This is a genomic window from Pseudomonas sp. IT-P100, from assembly GCF_949767185.1.
GTDB classification, from domain to species: Bacteria; Pseudomonadota; Gammaproteobacteria; order Pseudomonadales; family Pseudomonadaceae; genus Aquipseudomonas; species Aquipseudomonas fluorescens_B.
This window is the reverse complement of record NZ_CATKQK010000011.1, coordinates 363,115-381,827: the sequence shown is the minus strand read 5'-3', so window position 1 is coordinate 381,827 and position 18,713 is coordinate 363,115. Positions and strand designations below refer to the sequence as shown.

Sequence of the window (18,713 nt, the reverse complement as noted above, 5' to 3'; positions counted from 1 at the left end):
CCACGTGGCAAAGGGTGAAAAACCGTTAAGAATCAGCTACTTAGGTAACTGGAGGCAACCCCACCAGCCACACCCCGGCACACAATGTTCCCGCTGTGGCTGCTTCCTTCCGGATCTGACCAGGTTCACGGGTAATCGTTGCGGGGGGACCGATGGGGTCACCATAACGACGCTCACCTGACGGCGAGCCGCGCCATTGTACCTGTCTGAGACGAAGTTACAACCGTTCGAGTGGATTAAAAATATGAACGGCTTCAAGGACATGCGGTACGCCTGAAAATCCTATTGCGCCAACACCTCATCCGCCCTGCCACCCTCCTGCTGGATCACCAGGTGAATGAAGTGCAACTTGGCGATTACCGCCGGCGGCAGGACGAATGGATAGAAATCCGGCTGGCCCATGCTGCGCGACAGTTCGTTGAGCATGCCGGCCAGTTCGATCCAGGCATTGACGAAGGACAGGAACGCCGCGCCGCCAGGATGTTGCGGATCGTAGAGCGTGTCGAGCGGGAACGGCTGGTAGTCGAAATCCATGTCCCGCGCGCTCATGCCGAAACCCAGGGCCGTGTCCACCGCGTCCATCATGTGCAGGTAATGCGCCCAGGTTTCTGCCCAGTCTTCCCATGGATGCATGGTGGCGTAGGCGCTGACGAACTGTTGCTGCCAGTCGAGCGGCGCGCCTTGCTGGTAATGGCGATCAAGGGCATCGGCGTAACTCGCGCGCTCATCACCAAACAGGTTGCGAAACGGTTCCAGCCACTGACCGCTGGCGATCAGCCGATCCCAGTAATAGTGCCCGACTTCATGACGAAAGTGCCCGAGCAGCGTGCGATAGGGTTCGTGCATTTGCACCCGGACCTGCTCGCGGTGGGCGTCGTCGGCTTCCTTGATATCAAGGGTGATCAGGCCGTTGGCATGACCGGTGGTCGGCGGTTTGCCTTCGAGATCGACACCCATGAAATCGAAGGCCAGTCCGGTCTCTTCGTCCACGGTTTTGGGGATGACCTGCAACCCCAGGCTGACCAACTGCGCGACCAGCCGACGCTTGGCGGTTTCAACTTTGCGCCAGCGTTCGTGATTTTCAGGAATCGATAAATCAGGAATGGTGCGATTCAGGCTACAGGCGATACATAACGCATCATGGTCGTTGGCGGGCAACAGCCAGTTGCACGCGGCAGGGGAATCGAGATTGGCGCAGCGGCGGAACACACCGGCGTCTGGATCGGCATCGAGAATCCAGGTGTCCGCGTGCAAGCCGGGTTGCAGCGACGATAAGCGACTGTGTTCAGGCTGATAGCCCAATGCCGCTGAACAGGCCAGGCACTGGCTGTTGCGAAAGAACAGCGACTGCCCACAGCGGCAATGCCAGACCTTGCTGTTGCGCGAACGCTCGCCGATGAAGGGGGCGGCAATGCGCGAGCTGAGCTGTTCGAAGAAGCGGTGCATGGCGATCTCTCCCTGGGGCTTGCCAAGACTAGATCATTGCCGCGCGAAGATCGTTCCCACGATAAACACACTGGTGTGCATTGCTTTTGTGGCGAGGGGATTTATCCCCGTTGGGCTGCGCAGCAGCCCCAAATCCGGCGATTGCATTATCACAGACAGATTGCGGGCACCGGTTTTGCGACGACTGCGTCGCCGAACGGGGATAAATCCCCTCGCCACAGGTTTTGTGTCAGACCGGGATGCCGTATTGTTTCAGGAAATCGACAAACGCTTCTTCATCGAGCACCTTCAACCCCAGCTCATTGGCCTTGGCCAACTTGGAGCCGGCCCCGGGCCCCGCCACCACGCAATGGGTCTTGGCCGATACCGAGCCGGCCACCTTGGCGCCGAGGCTTTCGAGTTTGTCCTTGGCGACGTCACGGCTCATCAATTCCAGCGAACCGGTCAGCACCCAGGTCTGCCCGGCCAGCGGCAGTCCTTCGACGACTTTCTTCTCGCTCTGCCAGTGCATACCAAAATCACGCAACTGCTTTTCGGCGGCTTCAGCGATCTGCCGATTGTCCGCAACCGCAAAAAACTCGCGGACCGAATTGGCCTGTTTCTCCGGCAGCGTCTGACGCATGTCCAGCCAGTCAGCGCCGAACACGCCTTCCAGCGAACCGAATCTGTCCGCCAGTTTCTGCGCCCCGCCCGGTCCGACCGACGGAATGTTCAGCTTGTCGAGGAAACCGCCCAGCGTCGTGCTGGCGGCAAATTCGGCCCCCAGCTCGCCCTGATCCTGAATCTGCAGGCCATGCTTGAGCAACTTCGCAATAACCTGCTGGTTATGCGCATCTTCAAAGAAGCTATGGATCTCGTGAGCCACTTCCAGGCCGACATCCGGCAAGTACGTGAGCACGTGCGGCAATGCTTGCTGAACCCGCTCCAGCGAGCCGAGAGAGCGCGCCAGAACCTTGGCCGTCTCTTCACCGACATCGGGAATACCGAGGGCGTAGATAAACCGCGCAAGGCTGGGTTTCTTGCTGTCTTCGATAGCGCTTAGCAGCTTCTTGCTCGACAGCTCCGCAAACCCTTCCAGATCGACAATGTCGTCAAACTTCAAGGCATACAGATCGGCCGGAGAACTCACCAGGCCTTCATCGACCAGTTGCTCGACGCTTTTATCGCCAAGCCCTTCAATGTCCATCGCACGACGCGAAACAAAGTGAATGATTGCCTGCTTGAGCTGCGCACCGCAGGCCAGTCGCCCGACACAGCGATACACCGCGCCTTCACTGACGGTCTCGCGCCCCTTGCTGCGTTTGACCAGCTGCGTGCGTTCGACATGGGAACCACACACCGGGCACTCCTGCGGAATCTGCACCGGACGCGCATCATCCGGACGGCGCTCCACGACCACTTGCACCACTTGCGGAATCACATCGCCCGCACGGCGGATGATCACGGTGTCGCCGATCATCAGGCCCAGACGCGCGACTTCGTCCATGTTGTGCAGCGTCGCGTTGGCCACGGTGACGCCCGCCACCTTGACCGGTTTCAAGCGCGCCACGGGCGTTACCGCACCAGTACGACCGACCTGGAACTCGACGTCGAGCAACTCGGTGAGCTCTTCCATGGCCGGAAATTTGTGGGCAATCGCCCAGCGCGGCTCGCGAGCGCGGAAACCCAGCTCACGCTGGGAGGCGATGCTGTTGACCTTGAACACCACGCCGTCGATTTCATAGGCCAGCCCGTTGCGGCGTTCACCGATGTCGCGGTAGTAATCCAGGCACTCATCGATACCGTGCGCCAGTTTCAACTCGCGACTGATGGGCAAGCCCCACGCCTGAAGCTGTTTCAGATTGCCGATGTGCGTGTCGGCAATGTCCGCCGAAACCTGGCCGATGCCATAGCAACAGAACTCCAGCGGGCGGTTGGCAGTGATCTTCGAATCCAGCTGGCGCAAACTGCCCGCCGCCGCGTTGCGCGGGTTGGCGAAGGTCTTGCCGCCGACTTCCAGTTGCGTTGCGTTGAGCCGTTCGAAACCCGCTTTGGACATGAACACTTCGCCGCGCACTTCGAGGGTCGCCGGCCAGCCGCTGCCTTGCAGTTTGAGCGGGATGTTGCGCACGGTGCGCACATTGACGCTGATGTCTTCGCCGGTGGTGCCGTCACCGCGGGTGGCGCCACGCACCAGCACACCGTCCTGATAAAGCAGGCTGACCGCCAGGCCATCTAGTTTCGGTTCGCAACTGTATTCCACCGCACCGCCGCCGCCAAACAGGTCGCCGGTCGGCAGATCGAGGCCTTCGGTCACCCGACGATCGAACTCGCGCATGTCGGTTTCTTCGAAGGCGTTGCCGAGGCTGAGCATCGGCACTTCGTGGCGCACCTGAGTGAACGCCGACAGCGCCGCGCTGCCGACGCGCTGGGTCGGCGAGTCGCTGGTGACGAGGTCGGGGTTGGCCGCTTCAAGGGCCTTCAACTCATGGAACAACCGGTCGTATTCGACGTCCGGAATGCTCGGCTCGTCCATCACGTGGTAGCGATAGTTGTGCTGATCCAGCTCAGCACGCAGCTCTAGAATGCGGGTTTTGGCGGCGGTCATGGGTGTTCTCTCATAAAGCAAAAGAGCAGCCGAGGCTGCTCAATCTCATTTCATCAAGATCAGGAGATCGCAGCCTCGTTTCACTCGACAGCTCCTACAGGTATTGCGATTTTCTGTAGGAGCTGTCGAGTGAAACGAGGCTGCGATCTTTTGACCTTAGCGTTTCTGGGTCAGGGCGCGACGTTCGAATTCAACGATGCGCTGACGGTAATGCTCGATCGTCTGTGCGGTCAGGACGCTGCGCTGGTCGTCTTTCAGTTCGCCGTTCAGTTCCTGGGACAGTTTGCGCGCCGCAGCCACCATCACGTCGAAGGCCTGCTTCGGATGACGCGGGCCTGGCAGACCGAGGAAGAAACTCACGGCCGGGGTGCTGAAGTGGTCGATGTCGTCCAGATCGAAGATGCCCGGCTTGACCGCATTGGCCATCGAGAACAGGACCTCGCCATTGCCGGCCATGCTTTCGTGGCGGTGGAAAATGTCCATCTCGCCGAAGCGCAGGCCGCTTTCCAGAATGTTCTGCAACAGCGCCGGGCCCTTGAAGCCGGCAGCGTCGCGGCAGATCACGCTGATGACCAGCACTTCTTCGGCTTGCGGTTGTTCCTTGTCACTGACTGACGGCGAGGCCTTGGTGTCATCCGGGAAATCGTCGTCACGGCTGCTGAAGCTCGGGCCGCCATCCAGATCCAGGCTGAGGTTCATGTCGCCTTGCGACGGTTCGCCATGGCCACGCTTGCCGCGCTTGGAACCCGATTCCCGCGGTTCACGGGCAGGCATGCTCACCGACGGCAGGTCGTGCTCGTCCAGTTGCGGTTCCTTGTGCGTATCCAGGACGCGGGGCGGGCCCAACAGCTCGGCGCTGGTGTCCTCGTCCGGCAAATTGGACAGGCTCCGGTCCAGACGGAATTTCAGTTTTCCCTTGCCGCCGCGCATGCGACGCCAGCCATCGAAAAGAATACCGGCAATGACAATAATGCCGATGACGATCAGCCACTCGCGCAGACCGATTTCCATGTAATCCCGTGCCTCTATAAAAAATGCTGAAAAATAAGGGGTTTACAACTCGCAAACCGCTTTAAAACGTGGCGCCAACTCTATGTTCTGACAGGCGTTTTGCCCACGTATACGAAAAATTGACATTAAACTAGCACGACCCAAGGCAACTTTACACCGTCTGTCACAATGGCTTGCGCGAATATGTCGATTGGCCAGCTAGTAGAAGCGATCAGAAAAGCCCTACAGACTAAAAATACTCGCCCTTCAAGCGCTGGTTCAGGCATCCACCATCGCCATCGCCTCCTCGACATCCACTGCCACCAGACGCGAGCATCCGGGTTCGTGCATCGTCACCCCCATCAATTGATCGGCCATTTCCATGGCGATCTTGTTGTGGGTGATGTAGATGAACTGCACCGTCTGCGACATCTCTTTCACCAGCCGTGCGTAGCGTCCAACGTTAGCGTCATCCAGCGGCGCATCCACTTCATCAAGCATGCAGAACGGCGCCGGATTCAATTTGAAGATCGCAAAAACCAGGGCCAGTGCGGTCAGGGCTTTTTCGCCGCCGGAGAGCAAATGGATGGTGCTGTTCTTCTTTCCGGGCGGCTGCGCCATGATCGTCACCCCTGTATCGAGTAGATCTTCGCCCGTCAGTTCCAAATACGCGCGTCCTCCACCGAAAACTTTTGGGAAAAGCGCCTGTAAACCGCCATTGATCTGATCAAAGGTATCTTTGAAGCGGTTGCGGGTTTCCTTGTCGATCTTGCGAATCACGTTCTCCAGGGTATCCAGCGCTTCGACCAGATCGTCGTTCTGCGCATCCAGATAACGTTTACGCTCTGATTGTTGCTGATATTCGTCGATGGCCGCGAGGTTGATCGCGCCGAGGCGCTGAATGCGCGCGGCAATGCGCTCGAGCTCCTCTTCGGCGTCCTTTTCGCTGGCTTCGGTCGTCAGCGTGGCGAGCACGCCGTGCAGGTCGTAGCCGTCTTCCAGCAATTGATCTTCCAGGGTCTTGCGGCGCACGGTCAGGGCTTGCCATTCCATGCGCTGCGTTTCCATCTGGCCACGAATCAACTGCGATTGCTGCTCGGCCTGGTTGCGGCGCTTCTCGGCGTCACGCAGTTCACGGTCGGCGTCTTCAAGGGCAATTTGTGCGGTCTTGAGTTCTTCGTCGACGGTCATGCGCTTGTCGAGCAACTCTTCGAGCTTGAGGCGCAGCTCTTCCAGCGGCGCCTCGCCCTCCTCCAGATTGAGGCTCAGCTGTTCGCGTTTTTCAGTCAGGCGCTCGGACTGCATCTCCAGCCGTTCCAGCGCCTGACGCGTCGAGTCGTGTTGCGCCTTGAGCGATCCCAGACGCACCGCCAATTGATGCGCGTGATCCTTGTGCTGACGGGCCTCCTGGCGCACGCGGTCCAGCCGCTCGCGCAGGCTGTCACGCTGGGCCAACAGCAATTCGCGCTGCTCGGTGTCCAGCGCCATGGCATCGAGGGCCTCCTGCAACTGCAGGCGCGCTTCGCCGATGTTTTCGTGCTCCAGAGCGCGCTGTTCGGCCAGCTCGGTGAGTTCTTCATCGAGCCGGGTACGGCGCAAGGTCAGTTGCTCGACCTTGGCCTTGCCCGCGGACAACTGAGCTTTCAATTCGCCTTGCTGACGCGCTTCGTCTTGCAGCAGACGGCGCAAATGCTCGCGGCCGTTTTCCTGCTGACGCTGTTGCGCCCGCAGATTTTGCAGTTGGGTTTCCAGAGTTTCGACTGTGGCTTCACGCTCTTCACGCTCAACAGTCAGGTGCTGGATTTCCTGACCACGGGCGAGCACGCCGCTTTCCGCTTCGCTGGCCCGGCGCACACGCAGAAAGTGGCGCCCGACCCAATAACCGTCGCGACTGATCAGGCTCTGGCCGGCGCTCAACTGACCACGCAGGGCCAAGGCCTGTTCGAGGCTTTCAACCGGTTTGACCTGCCCCAGCCAGGGCGACAGATCGACCTGCGCCTCGACCTTGTCGAGCAGGCTGCCGGGCACGCGCACGCCATCACTGGCGGGGCTGAGCAAACGCAAATCGCCCTGGGCAAAACCGGCCAGATCGAAATCACCGAAATCGTCCACCAGCACGGCTTGCAGATCGGCACCAAGCACGGTTTCCACCGCCAGCTCCCAACCGGCTTCAACCTTGAGGCCTTCGGCCAGTCGCGGGCGATCAGCCAAATGTTGTTCGCGCAGCCATTCAGCAGTGCCGGTGCCCGGATCGAGCGCGGCTTGCTGCAAGGCTTCAAGCGAGGCGAGACGGCCGTTGAGGCGCTGCAAATCGCCCTGCGCCTGTTGCTGGGCCGACAGCGCTTGCTGCAATTCCTGACGCAGTTGCTCAAGGCGCTCGACCTGGGCCTCTTCACTGGCCTGCAAGTCTTCCAGCGTCGCTTCACTCGCGGCGAGTTGCTCGCTGAGTTCCATGATCGCCAGGTCTTCCGGGTCCGCCGAGAGCAACGCGCGCTCTTCGCCGAGACGCTTCTGACGATCCGCCAGGCGTTCCATGCTGGTTTCCAGCTGCTGGATGCGCGATTGCTGGACTTCAGATTGGCGACGCGGTTCGGCGGCGGTCAGGTTGAACGTGTCCCACTGTTCCTGCCAACCGTGCATGGTGGTTTCGGATTCTTCCAGCGCGGCGGCGGCCTCTTCAGCGGCAGCGCTGGTGACTTCCTGTTCCGGCGTGAGCATGTCCAGCTCTTCGCCGAGGGTCAGCAGCAACGTGCGGTCGTGGCCCAGATGCGATTCGGTTTCCAGGCGCGCGCGCTCGGCTTCTTTCAAATCGTCCTGCAACTGACGCAAACGTTGCTGACCGTGCTGGATGCTCTGCTCGACCCGGGCGATGTCGCCGCCGACCGAATAGAAACGCCCCTGCACCAGATTGAAGCGCTCGGACAGGTCATGGTGCCCGTCACGCAAGCGTTCGATGCTCGCGTCGGCGTTGCGCTGCTCGGCAACCAGCGCTTCGAACGTGACTTCCTGGGTGCCGATGATCGCTTCGCGCTGACCGACCTGTTCGTTCAACGCCTGCCAGCGCAATGCAGACAGTTGCGCCTTGAGCTGACGCTCCTCGCCCTTGTATTCCTGATACTTCTTGGCCGCCTCGGCCTGGCGGTGCAGGCGTTCGAGCTGACGCGTGAGCTCTTCGCGCAAGTCCGTGAGGCGTTCCAGGTTTTCGTGGGTGCGCCGAATGCGGTTTTCGGTCTCGCGCCGGCGCTCCTTGTACTTGGAGATGCCCGCCGCTTCTTCAATAAAGTTGCGCAGGTCTTCGGGCTTGGACTCGATCAGTTTGGAGATCATCCCCTGCTCGATGATCGAGTAGCTGCGCGGGCCCAGGCCGGTACCGAGAAAGATATCGGTGATATCGCGGCGACGGCACTTGGTGCCGTTGAGGTAATACGTGGTCTGGCTGTCGCGGGTGACTTTGCGGCGAATGGAGATTTCCGCATAGGCGGCGTACTCGCCGAGCAAGGTGCCGTCGGAGTTATCGAACACCAGTTCGATGCTGGCCTGGCTCACCGGTTTACGGCTGGTCGAACCGTTGAAGATGACGTCGGTCATCGATTCGCCACGCAGGTTCTTGGCCGAGCTCTCGCCCATCACCCAACGTACGGCGTCGATGATGTTCGATTTGCCGCAACCATTGGGCCCGACCACCGCCGCCATGTTACTGGGGAAGTTCACCGTGGTCGGATCGACGAAGGATTTGAACCCCGCCAGCTTGATGCACTTGAGCCGCACGCTTAAGCGTCCGTCAGGGCAGAGATCACCAGATCGCAACTGCGCTGGCAATACGCCGTCAGCACGGTCCGGATCAGCGCATCGTCACGGGCGATCACGGCCGCCAGCAAGCGTTCGAACAGTTCCAGATACTCGCTCATCGAGGCCTTGCGCTGCTCCAGGGCGAGGAAATACGCACGGCTCATGGCCGGCTGCAGATTCTCGACGGTTTCCTGCAAGTACGGGTTGTTGGCAAACCCGTACGTGGCGCGCATCACATTGAAACTGTCGTCGACGAAGGTGTGAATGTCCTGGCGCTCGTAGCTTGCGGTCAGGCGCTGCTGGATCTGCACGAACGGCGCCAGGTCGGCCTGGACTTTCCACCCCGTGGCCACGGCATTGGCGAGCAGGATGTACATCTCGCCCATCAGCGCGCACAGGCTCCGCACCTTGTGCGCGGTGAGTTCGGTCACATGTGCGCCGCGTCGCGGCAGGATCGCGATCAGGTGGCGGCGCTCGAGGATCAGCAAGGCTTCACGGACCGAGCCGCGGCTGACATTGAGGGCCTGCGTGACCTTCTGTTCCTGGATGCGCTCCCCGGGCTTCATTTCGCCACGAATGATGCGTTCGGCGAGGTGGTGAGCAATTTGCTCGGCGAGGCTGTCCGGCGCCTTGAACGTCATGGTTGTCCCTTCAAACTCTTCGATCTGCACAAGCGGCGCAGTGTAGCGCAGATGAAGGGTCATGGCGGAGTGCCCACTCGGCGGTTTTTGGCACGAATCCCGCAAAAAAGCAGGCAATCCCGTGAGGGTCAATAATGAAGGAACAGGTTGTTGATCGACAAAATGCTATTTCCTGACCTTTAAGTCAGAAAATCATTGACCCGAAAGTCAGACCTGATAAATTCGGTCCAAGTCGGTTAACAACAATAATGAGTCTGCGAGGCCTTCCGTGATCCAGTTTTTACTAAACCAGGAACTCCGTAGCGAGCACGCCCTGGACCCGAACCTGACCGTGCTCAACTATCTGCGCGACCATGTGGGCAAACCCGGCACCAAAGAAGGCTGCGCCAGCGGCGACTGTGGCGCCTGCACCGTGGTGGTCGGCGAGCTGCAAACGGATGACGATGGCCGCGAACACATTCGCTATCGCAGCCTCAACTCGTGCCTGACGTTCGTTTCGTCGTTGCACGGCAAACAACTCATCAGCGTCGAAGACCTCAAGCACCAAGGCGAACTGCACAGCGTGCAGAAGGCCATGGTCGAGTGCCACGGCTCGCAGTGCGGTTTCTGCACCCCCGGCTTCGTGATGTCGCTGTTCGCGCTGCAAAAGAACAGCGATCAGCCGGACGCGCATAAAGCGCACGAAGCGCTGGCCGGCAACCTCTGCCGCTGCACCGGCTATCGGCCGATCCTGGAAGCAGCCGAGCAGTCCTGCTGCGGCAAGCAACCTGACCAGTTTGATGCTCGCGAAGCCGATACCATCGCCCGCCTGAAAGCCATCGCCCCCACCGATATCGGCGAACTCAACAGTGGCGACAAGCGCTGCCTGGTGCCGCTGACCGTCGCCGATCTGGCTGACCTCTACGACGCTTATCCACAAGCCCGGCTGCTGGCCGGCGGTACGGACCTGGCACTGGAAGTCACCCAGTTCCACCGCACCCTGCCGGTGATGATCTACGTCGGCAACGTCGCCGAAATGAAGCGCATCGAACGCTTTGACGATCGCCTGGAAATCGGCGCCGCCACCGCCCTCTCCGATTGCTACGAAGCCTTGAAAGCCGAGTACCCGGACTTCGGCGAATTGCTGCAGCGCTTCGCTTCCCTGCAGATTCGCAACCAGGGCACCCTCGGCGGCAACATCGGCAACGCCTCGCCCATCGGTGACTCGCCGCCCCTGCTGATCGCCCTCGGCGCGCAAATCGTCCTGTGCAAAGGCGAGGCCCGCCGCACCCTGGCGCTGGAAGATTACTTCATCGATTACCGCGTCACCGCGCGCCAGGAAAGCGAGTTCATCGAGAAGATCATCATCCCGCGTGCCAGTGCCGAGCGGCTGTTCCGTGCCTACAAGGTTTCCAAGCGTCTGGACGATGACATTTCCGCCGTCTGCGCCGCCTTCAACCTGCGCCTTGAGAACGGCGTGATCGCCGACGCCCGCGTGGCGTTTGGCGGTATGGCCGCCATCCCGAAACGCGCCGCCCACTGCGAAGCCGTGTTGCTCGGTTCACCGTTCAACAACGCCACCGTCGAACGCGCTTGCGCTGCGCTGGCCGAAGATTTCACGCCGCTCTCGGACTTCCGCGCCAGCAAGGAATACCGCCTGCTCAGCGCGCAGAACCTGCTGCGCAAATACTTCATCGAACTGCAAACGCCGCACATCGAGACTCGGGTGACCGCTTATGTCTAACCATCACGCCGTAGAGAAGACCCAGGCCGAACTGGCTGAACTGTTCGCCAAGGACCTGACCACCGGTGTCGGTCGCAGCGTCAAGCACGACAGCGCCGCCAAGCATGTATCCGGTGAAGCGCAGTACATCGACGATCGACTGGAATTTCCGAACCAGCTGCACGTTTATGCCCGGCTGTCGGACCGCGCCCACGCGAAAATCATCAGCATCGACACCCGGCCTTGCTACGCCTTCGAAGGCGTGCGCATCGCCATCACCCATGAAGACGTGCCAGGCCTGAAAGACATCGGCCCCTTGCTGCCGGGCGACCCATTGCTGGCCATCGATGACGTGCAGTTCGTCGGTCAACCCGTGCTCGCCGTTGCGGCGAAAGACCTGGAAACCGCGCGCAAAGCGGCGATGGCCGCGATCATCGAATACGAAGATCTGGAACCGGTGCTGGACGTGGTCGAAGCCCTGCGCAAACGCCACTTCGTGCTCGACAGCCACACGCATCAGCGGGGTGATTCGGCCGGTGCCCTGGCCACCGCCGAACATCGTATTCAAGGCACGCTGCACATCGGCGGCCAGGAACACTTCTACCTCGAAACCCAGATTTCTTCGGTGATGCCCACTGAAGATGGCGGGATGATCGTCTACTGCTCGACCCAGAACCCGACCGAAGTGCAGAAACTGGTGGCCGAGGTTCTGGACGTTTCGATGAACAAGATCGTCGTCGACATGCGCCGCATGGGCGGAGGCTTCGGTGGCAAGGAAACCCAGGCCGCGAGCCCGGCGTGCCTGTGCGCGGTGATCGCGCACCTCACCGGCCAACCGACCAAGATGCGCCTGCCGCGGGTCGAAGACATGCTGATGACCGGCAAGCGTCACCCGTTCTACGTCGAGTACGACGTCGGCTTCGACAACACCGGCCGCCTCCACGGCATCGCCCTGGAACTGGCAGGCAACTGCGGTTGTTCGCCGGACTTGTCGGCGTCGATTGTCGACCGCGCAATGTTCCACGCCGACAATTCGTATTACCTGGGCGATGCGACCATCAACGGTCACCGCTGCAAGACCAACACCGCGTCGAACACCGCTTACCGGGGTTTCGGCGGCCCGCAAGGGATGGTCGCCATCGAGGAAGTGATGGACGCGATCGCCCGCCATCTGGGCCTCGATCCGCTGGCGGTGCGCAAGGCCAACTACTATGGCAAGACCGAGCGCAACGTCACCCATTACTACCAGACCGTCGAGCACAACATGCTCGAGGAAATGACCGCCGAACTGGAAGAAAGCAGCCAGTACGCCGAGCGCCGCGAAGCGATTCGTCGCTACAACGCCAACAGCCCGATCCTGAAAAAAGGCCTGGCGCTGACGCCGGTTAAATTCGGTATTTCCTTCACCGCCAGTTTCCTCAATCAGGCCGGTGCGCTGGTCCATGTCTACACCGACGGCAGCATCCACCTCAACCATGGCGGCACGGAGATGGGCCAGGGCCTGAACACCAAAGTCGCGCAGGTCGTGGCCGAAGTGTTCCAGGTGGAAATGAACCGCGTGCAGATCACCGCGACCAATACCGACAAAGTGCCGAACACCTCGCCGACCGCAGCCTCCAGCGGCGCCGACCTGAACGGTAAAGCCGCACAGAACGCGGCGGAAATCATCAAGCAACGCCTCGTGGAATTTGCTGCGCGACAGTACAAGGTCAGTGAAGAAGACGTGGAATTCCACAACGGCCACGTGCGGGTTCGCGATCACATCCTGACCTTCGAAGCGCTGATCCAGCAGGCGTATTTCGCGCAGGTTTCGCTGTCGAGCACCGGGTTCTACAAGACCCCGAAAATCTTCTACGACCGCAGTCAGGCGCGTGGTCGGCCGTTCTATTACTACGCCTTCGGCGCGGCGTGCTGCGAAGTGATCATCGACACCCTGACCGGCGAGTACAAGATGCTGCGCACCGACATCCTCCACGACGTCGGCGCCTCGCTGAACCCGGCGATCGACATTGGCCAGGTCGAGGGCGGCTTTATCCAGGGCATGGGCTGGCTGACCATGGAAGAGCTGGTCTGGAATGCCAAGGGCAAGCTGATGACCAACGGCCCGGCGAGCTACAAGATCCCGGCGGTGGCGGACATGCCGCTGGACCTGCGGGTGAAGCTGGTGGAGAACCGCAAGAACCCGGAAGACACGGTGTTCCATTCCAAGGCAGTGGGTGAGCCGCCGTTCATGCTCGGCATTGCATCGTGGTGTGCGATCAAGGATGCGGTGGCGAGCCTGGGCGACTACAAGCATCAACCGAAAATCGATGCACCGGCGACGCCGGAGCGGGTGTTGTGGGGGTGTGAGCAGATGCGGCAGTTGAAGGCGGCGAAGGCCGTTGAAACTGAAACCGAGCTGGCTCCGCTCTAAGGACCGAGGCGCGGCCAATCGCTGGCAGGCCAGCTCCCACATTTGGAATGCATTCCCCTGTGGGAGCTAGCCCGCTGGCGATGAGGCCCGAACAGACCACACAGATGTCGAGGTGAATATGTACAACTGGATCGACGCCCTCGCCGACCTGCAAAACCGGGGTGAACCCTGCGTGTTGGTGACCATCATCGAAGAGCTCGGCTCGACGCCGCGCAATGCCGGTTCGAAGATGGTCATCAGTGCCACCCAGACCTTCGACACCATCGGTGGCGGGCATCTGGAATACAAGGCCATGCAGATCGGTCGCGACATGCTGGCCAGCGGCAAACAGGACACGCACCTGGAACGCTTCAGCCTCGGCGCCAGCCTGGGCCAGTGCTGTGGCGGCGTGACCGTGTTGCTGTTCGAACCGATGGGCCAGGTGCAGGCGCAGATCGCCGTGTTCGGCGCCGGCCATGTCGGCCGGGCGCTGGTGCCGCTGCTCGCCAGCCTACCCTGCCGGGTACGCTGGATCGATTCGCGGGAAGACGAATTCCCCGAACAGATCCCCCACGGCGTACGCAAGATCGTCACCGAAGAGCCGGTGGATGAAATCGACGACCTGCCCGCCGGCAGCTACTGCATCGTCATGACCCACAATCACCAGCTCGACCTCGAACTCACCGCCGCGATCCTCAAGCGCAACGACTTCGCCTACTTCGGCCTGATCGGCTCGAAGACCAAACGGGTGAAGTTCGAACATCGCCTGCGCGACCGTGGTTTTGACAGCAGCGTGCTGCAACGCATGCGCTGCCCGATGGGCATTGGCGAAGTCAAAGGCAAATTGCCTGTGGAAATCGCCATCTCCATCGCCGGCGAAATCATCGCCACCTATAACGCCAGTTTCGGCCAGCAGACCGCCAGCGCCGGATCATCGATTGCCAAACTGCTGCCTGCTTCACGCCGCAGCCAAGCCTCCCACTGAGAAAGCTCATGCCTCTGACTCGCAAAGCCTACCGCGCCGCCATCCTGCACAGCATCGCCGACCCCGCCATCGTTGGCATCGAAGCCTCCTACGAGTATTTCGAAGACGGCTTGCTGGTGGTCGATAACGGCCAGATCAGCGCGCTCGGCCACGCCAGCGAACTGCTGCCAACCCTGCCCGCCGATATCGAGATCACTCATTATCAAGACGCGCTGATCACCCCCGGCTTCATCGACACCCACATTCACCTGCCGCAAACCGGCATGGTCGGCGCCTACGGCGAGCAGTTGCTGGACTGGCTCAACACCTACACCTTCCCGTGTGAAAGCCAGTTCGCCGACAAGGCTCACGCCGACGAAGTCGCGGGCATTTTCATCAAGGAACTGCTGCGCAACGGCACCACCACCGCGCTGGTATTCGGCAGCGTGCACCCGCAATCGGTGAACTCGTTCTTCGAGGCCGCCGAGCAGCTGGACCTGCGGATGATCGCCGGCAAAGTGATGATGGACCGCAACGCGCCGGACTACCTGACCGACACTGCCGAATCCAGCTACGTCGAAAGCAAGGCGCTGATCGAGCGCTGGCACGGCAAGGGTCGCTTGCACTACGCCGTCACCCCGCGTTTCGCCCCGACCAGCACCCCGGAACAACTGACCCTCGCCGGCCAGTTGCTGAGCGAATATCCGGACCTGTACATGCAGACCCACATCAGCGAAAACCTCAAGGAAATCGAGTGGGTCAAGGAATTGTTCCCGGAGCGCAAGGGCTACCTCGACGTCTACGATCACTACCAGTTGCTGGGCGAGCGCTCGGTGTTCGCCCACGGCGTACACCTGTGCGACGACGAATGTGCGCGCCTGGCAGAAACCGGCTCGGCGATTGCGTTCTGCCCGACCTCGAACTTCTTCCTCGGCAGCGGCCTGTTCAATTTGCCGATGGCCGAGAAGCACAAGCTGAACGTCGGTTTGGGCACGGACGTGGGTGGCGGCACCAGTTTCTCGCTGCTGCAAACATTGAACGAGGCGTACAAAGTCATGCAGCTGCAAGGTGCACGACTGAGCCCGTTCAAATCGCTGTACCTGGCGACCCTCGGCGGTGCACGTGCGTTGCGTCTGGAAGACAGGATCGGCACGTTGCTGCCGGGTACCGATGCGGACTTCCTGGTGCTGGATTACAACGCGACGCCGTTGCTGAGCTATCGCTTGAAGCAGGCCAATAACATTGCCGAGACGTTGTTTGTGCTGATGACGCTGGGGGACGACCGGACGGTTCTGCAGACGTATGCGGCGGGGAATCAGGTGCATCAGCGCTAATTCTTTCAGGCATAAAAAATCCCCCAGTGGTGTTCAGCCCTGGGGGATTTTTGTTGCCGGTCGGATTGCTATCGCCGGCAGGCCAGCTCCCACAGTGATTTGTGGTGTCCACAGTATCTACCGTACATCCAACAACCTGTGGGAGCTGGCCTGCCAGCGATTGGGGCACCCCGGTCCATCAGATTTTCGCTGGCGAACGCCCTGGCTTCTTGGTCTGCAACAAATGCGAGAACACCGCATGCAAATCATCCGACGCACTTTCCTCGTCGAGGTTGAGTTTGCTGTCGATGTGATCCATGTGATGCATCATCAGGTTCACCGCCAACTCACCGTTGCGCGCTTCGATGGCGTCGATCAGTTGGGTGTGCTCGTCGTAGGAACAGTGCGAACGGTTGCCACTTTCATACTGGGCGATGATCAATGAAGTCTGGGACACCAGGCTGCGCTGGAAGCTGATCAGCGGAGCGTTCTTCGCCGCTTCGGCCAGCTTCAGGTGAAATTCGCCCGACAGACGAATGCCGGCACCGCGATCGCCACGGGAGAAGCTGTCGCGTTCGTCGTTGACCATTTGGCGCAATTCGGCGATCTGCTCGGCGGTGGCATGTTGTACCGCCAGTTCAGTGATCGCCCGCTCGACCAGACGCCGGGCGAGGAACACCTGCCGCGCTTCTTCGACACTCGGGCTGGCAACCACGGCACCACGGTTCGGCCGCAGCAGCACGACGCCTTCATGGGCCAGACGCGACAGCGCGCGGCGAATGATGGTGCGACTGACCCCGAATATTTCCCCCAGCGCTTCTTCGCTCAACTTGGTGCCGGGCGCCAGGCGCTGTTCGAGGATGGCCTCGAAGATATGCGCGTAGACAATATCGTCCTGGGTCCCGCTGCGGCCGGCTTTGCCTGCTCGCGGTTGTTTCTTGAGGGGTTGCAACTGTTCGTTCATGGGCACTCGAGTCGGGAGAACTGCGGCGAATTGACCGTGACTGTAATACGGCACAGTGGGTCGCTGGCAAGTATCGCGTAAAAAACACCGCGATTGTACACAATGGATGGTGGCAACACGACTGTACGGCTGTTTGTCGCCTTTGCTGTATTGCAACGATTGCTTACGTTTGAGTTTAGGCTTATCCGCAGAATCCGCAGCGCGATCTCCTGCAGTAGCCAAAAACCGGCTCCTGCAAGATTTCTTGCGCTGCTGTGGATATTTTCGTACGCATGAAGGAACACCGCTGTCATGAACGACGCCACGCACACGCAGCTCCGCCCGTTGGCGGATACGTCCCCTTCCGCCATCGTTGCAGGATTTATCGCGATGATGACCGGCTACACCAGTTCCCTGGTGCTGATGTTCCAGGCCGGGCAAGCGGCAGGCCTGACCAGCGGGCAGATTTCTTCGTGGATCTGGGCGATCTCCATTGGCATGGCGGTGTGCTCGATCGGCCTGTCCCTGCGTTATCGCACGCCGATCACCATCGCCTGGTCGACACCCGGCGCGGCGTTGCTGATCACCAGCCTGGGCGGTGTGAGCTACGGCGAAGCCATTGGCGCCTACATCACCTGCGCGGTGCTGGTGACAGTTTGTGGCTTGACCGGTAGCTTCGAACGCCTGGTGAAGAAGATTCCGGCGTCATTGGCCGCGGCGTTGCTGGCGGGGATTCTGTTCAAGATCGGCAGCGAAATTTTCGTCGCAGCCCAGCATCGCACTGCACTGGTATTGGGAATGTTCTTCACGTACCTGGTGGTCAAGCGTCTGTCGCCGCGCTACGCCGTACTCGCTGCATTGCTCATCGGTACGGCGTTGTCAGGGTTCATGGGGCTGCTGGATTTCAGTGCGTTTCACCTGGAAGTGGCGACACCGGTCTGGACCACGCCGCACTTTTCCCTGGCCGCGACCATCAGCATCGGCATCCCGCTGTTCGTCGTGGCGATGACCTCGCAGAACATGCCGGGCATCGCCGTGCTGCGCGCCGACGGCTACACGGTACCGGCCTCGCCGCTGATCACCACGACGGGCATCGCCTCGTTGCTGCTGGCGCCTTTCGGCTCCCACGGGATCAACCTGGCCGCCATCAGCGCGGCGATCTGCACCGGCCCGCATGCCCACGAGGATCGCAACAAGCGTTATACGGCGGCGGTCTGGTGCGGGATTTTCTACGGGATCGCCGGGGTCTTCGGCGCGACGCTGGCGGCGTTGTTCGCGGCGTTGCCAAAAGAACTGGTGCTGTCGATTGCGGCGCTGGCGCTGTTCGGTTCGATCATCAATGGCTTGAGCATTGCCATGGCCGAAGTGAAGGAACGTGAAGCGGCGTTGATCACCTTTATGGTCACGGCGTCGGGGCTGACGCTGTTTTCCATCGGTTCGGCATTCTGGGGGATTGTGGCGGGGGTGTTGACGCTGGTGATTCTGAATGGGCGTAAAGCCTGAAAGAGCAAAAGATTTTCACATAAAAAAACGGCGACCCGCGGGTCGCCGTTTTTCATGACATCAAGCTACCGGATTGATCGGCTTTTCCGGGTACCAGACGTCGATCAGCGGGCTGACGGTGGCTTCAGTCAGTTCGCTGCGGCCTTTGAGCCAGGCTTCAACAGCAGCACGCTGCTCTTCGGACACCGAGCCACGCTTCTGCAGGCAAACCAGACCGAAGTCGTCGCCGCCAACATAGCCCAGACCGTTGGCTTCCATGGCTTCTTTCAGGAACGCGTCGAGGAAAGCATCAATGGCTTCATCAGCCAAATCTTCTTTGAAATCCAGGTTCAGTTCGAAACCCAGCTCTTGAAATTCATCGACGCACAGTTTTTTGCGCAGACGCTGGGAACGGTTAGTCGCCATTGGAACAATCCTCATAAGTAATAACGGGCGGCACTTTA

General features: G+C 60.5%; 12 protein-coding genes and 1 other RNA gene. 5 read left to right on the top strand and 8 right to left on the bottom strand.

From position 1 onward, the window contains the following. Nucleotides 1-58: 58 nt before the first annotated feature. From ffs to ACM6IQ_RS09885, 6 genes are all read right to left on the bottom strand, one after another. An RNA gene (ffs, locus tag ACM6IQ_RS09910) (signal recognition particle sRNA small type) lies at nucleotides 59-155 on the bottom strand. Nucleotides 156-282: 127 nt separating this feature from the next. Beyond that, the gene (locus ACM6IQ_RS09905; RefSeq protein ID WP_414878633.1) at nucleotides 283-1,446 is read right to left on the bottom strand and encodes a putative zinc-binding metallopeptidase; all 1,164 of its coding nucleotides are present in this window, start codon (nucleotides 1,444-1,446) and stop codon (nucleotides 283-285) included. A gap of 229 nt (nucleotides 1,447-1,675) precedes the next feature. Next, nucleotides 1,676-4,033 (bottom strand): NAD-dependent DNA ligase LigA, encoded by a 2,358-nt coding sequence (gene ligA / locus ACM6IQ_RS09900; RefSeq protein WP_414878632.1) that lies wholly within the window; start codon nucleotides 4,031-4,033, stop codon nucleotides 1,676-1,678. Nucleotides 4,034-4,189: 156 nt separating this feature from the next. Then, nucleotides 4,190-5,044 carry a cell division protein ZipA gene (gene zipA, locus ACM6IQ_RS09895; protein WP_017337515.1) on the bottom strand — a complete coding sequence of 285 codons (855 nt, stop codon included), beginning with the start codon at nucleotides 5,042-5,044 and terminating at the stop codon, nucleotides 4,190-4,192. A gap of 258 nt (nucleotides 5,045-5,302) precedes the next feature. After that, on the bottom strand, nucleotides 5,303-8,791 hold the full coding sequence (gene smc / locus ACM6IQ_RS09890; protein ID WP_017337514.1) for a chromosome segregation protein SMC: 3,489 nt from the start codon (nucleotides 8,789-8,791) through the stop codon (nucleotides 5,303-5,305). 2 nt (nucleotides 8,792-8,793) lie between these two features. Next, nucleotides 8,794-9,453, bottom strand: a complete 660-nt coding sequence (locus ACM6IQ_RS09885; RefSeq protein WP_031318616.1) for a GntR family transcriptional regulator — start codon at nucleotides 9,451-9,453, stop codon at nucleotides 8,794-8,796. A 268-nt stretch (nucleotides 9,454-9,721) separates the two neighbouring features. On the opposite strand from ACM6IQ_RS09885, the gene xdhA reads away from it, so the two are divergent. The 4 genes from xdhA (at nucleotide 9,722) to guaD (ending at nucleotide 15,845) form a co-directional block, all read left to right on the top strand. Beyond that, nucleotides 9,722-11,176: a xanthine dehydrogenase small subunit gene (gene xdhA / locus ACM6IQ_RS09880; RefSeq protein WP_414878631.1), complete on the top strand. Its 1,455-nt coding sequence runs from the start codon at nucleotides 9,722-9,724 to the stop codon at nucleotides 11,174-11,176. After that, nucleotides 11,169-13,568 carry a xanthine dehydrogenase molybdopterin binding subunit gene (xdhB, locus tag ACM6IQ_RS09875; protein ID WP_414878630.1) on the top strand — a complete coding sequence of 800 codons (2,400 nt, stop codon included), beginning with the start codon at nucleotides 11,169-11,171 and terminating at the stop codon, nucleotides 13,566-13,568. Before xdhA ends, xdhB begins: the two co-directional genes overlap by 8 nt. A 118-nt stretch (nucleotides 13,569-13,686) precedes the next feature. Continuing rightward, nucleotides 13,687-14,532, top strand: a complete 846-nt coding sequence (gene xdhC / locus ACM6IQ_RS09870; protein WP_017337510.1) for a xanthine dehydrogenase accessory protein XdhC — start codon at nucleotides 13,687-13,689, stop codon at nucleotides 14,530-14,532. Nucleotides 14,533-14,540: 8 nt separating this feature from the next. Beyond that, the gene (guaD, locus tag ACM6IQ_RS09865) at nucleotides 14,541-15,845 is read left to right on the top strand and encodes a guanine deaminase (protein WP_414878629.1); all 1,305 of its coding nucleotides are present in this window, start codon (nucleotides 14,541-14,543) and stop codon (nucleotides 15,843-15,845) included. A gap of 178 nt (nucleotides 15,846-16,023) precedes the next feature. Here the strand turns inward: guaD and ACM6IQ_RS09860 are convergent, their stop codons facing one another. Beyond that, a complete protein-coding gene (locus ACM6IQ_RS09860; protein ID WP_008027375.1) occupies nucleotides 16,024-16,788 on the bottom strand; it encodes a GntR family transcriptional regulator in 765 nt (254 codons plus the stop codon). A gap of 291 nt (nucleotides 16,789-17,079) precedes the next feature. On the opposite strand from ACM6IQ_RS09860, the gene ACM6IQ_RS09855 reads away from it, so the two are divergent. Continuing rightward, nucleotides 17,080-18,270 carry a benzoate/H(+) symporter BenE family transporter gene (locus ACM6IQ_RS09855; RefSeq protein WP_017337508.1) on the top strand — a complete coding sequence of 397 codons (1,191 nt, stop codon included), beginning with the start codon at nucleotides 17,080-17,082 and terminating at the stop codon, nucleotides 18,268-18,270. A gap of 60 nt (nucleotides 18,271-18,330) precedes the next feature. Here ACM6IQ_RS09855 and ACM6IQ_RS09850 read toward each other — a convergent pair whose 3' ends face one another. After that, nucleotides 18,331-18,675, bottom strand: coding sequence for a YggL family protein (locus ACM6IQ_RS09850; protein ID WP_007896965.1), 345 nt, complete (start codon nucleotides 18,673-18,675; stop codon nucleotides 18,331-18,333). Nucleotides 18,676-18,713 lie beyond the last annotated feature (38 nt).

Bases quoted from the DNA above. Each gene is read 5' to 3' on its own strand.
- ACM6IQ_RS09905 (WP_414878633.1), bottom strand. From the start codon at position 1,446: ATGCACCGCTTCTTCGAACAGCTCAGCTCGCGCATTGCCGCCCCCTTC.
- xdhC (WP_017337510.1), top strand. From the start codon at position 13,687: ATGTACAACTGGATCGACGCCCTCGCCGACCTGCAAAACCGGGGTGAA.
- ligA (WP_414878632.1), bottom strand. From the start codon at position 4,033: ATGACCGCCGCCAAAACCCGCATTCTAGAGCTGCGTGCTGAGCTGGAT.
- zipA (WP_017337515.1), bottom strand. From the start codon at position 5,044: ATGGAAATCGGTCTGCGCGAGTGGCTGATCGTCATCGGCATTATTGTC.
- ACM6IQ_RS09860 (WP_008027375.1), bottom strand. From the start codon at position 16,788: ATGAACGAACAGTTGCAACCCCTCAAGAAACAACCGCGAGCAGGCAAA.
- ACM6IQ_RS09885 (WP_031318616.1), bottom strand. From the start codon at position 9,453: ATGACGTTCAAGGCGCCGGACAGCCTCGCCGAGCAAATTGCTCACCAC.
- ACM6IQ_RS09850 (WP_007896965.1), bottom strand. From the start codon at position 18,675: ATGGCGACTAACCGTTCCCAGCGTCTGCGCAAAAAACTGTGCGTCGAT.
- ACM6IQ_RS09855 (WP_017337508.1), top strand. From the start codon at position 17,080: ATGAACGACGCCACGCACACGCAGCTCCGCCCGTTGGCGGATACGTCC.
- guaD (WP_414878629.1), top strand. From the start codon at position 14,541: ATGCCTCTGACTCGCAAAGCCTACCGCGCCGCCATCCTGCACAGCATC.
- xdhB (WP_414878630.1), top strand. From the start codon at position 11,169: ATGTCTAACCATCACGCCGTAGAGAAGACCCAGGCCGAACTGGCTGAA.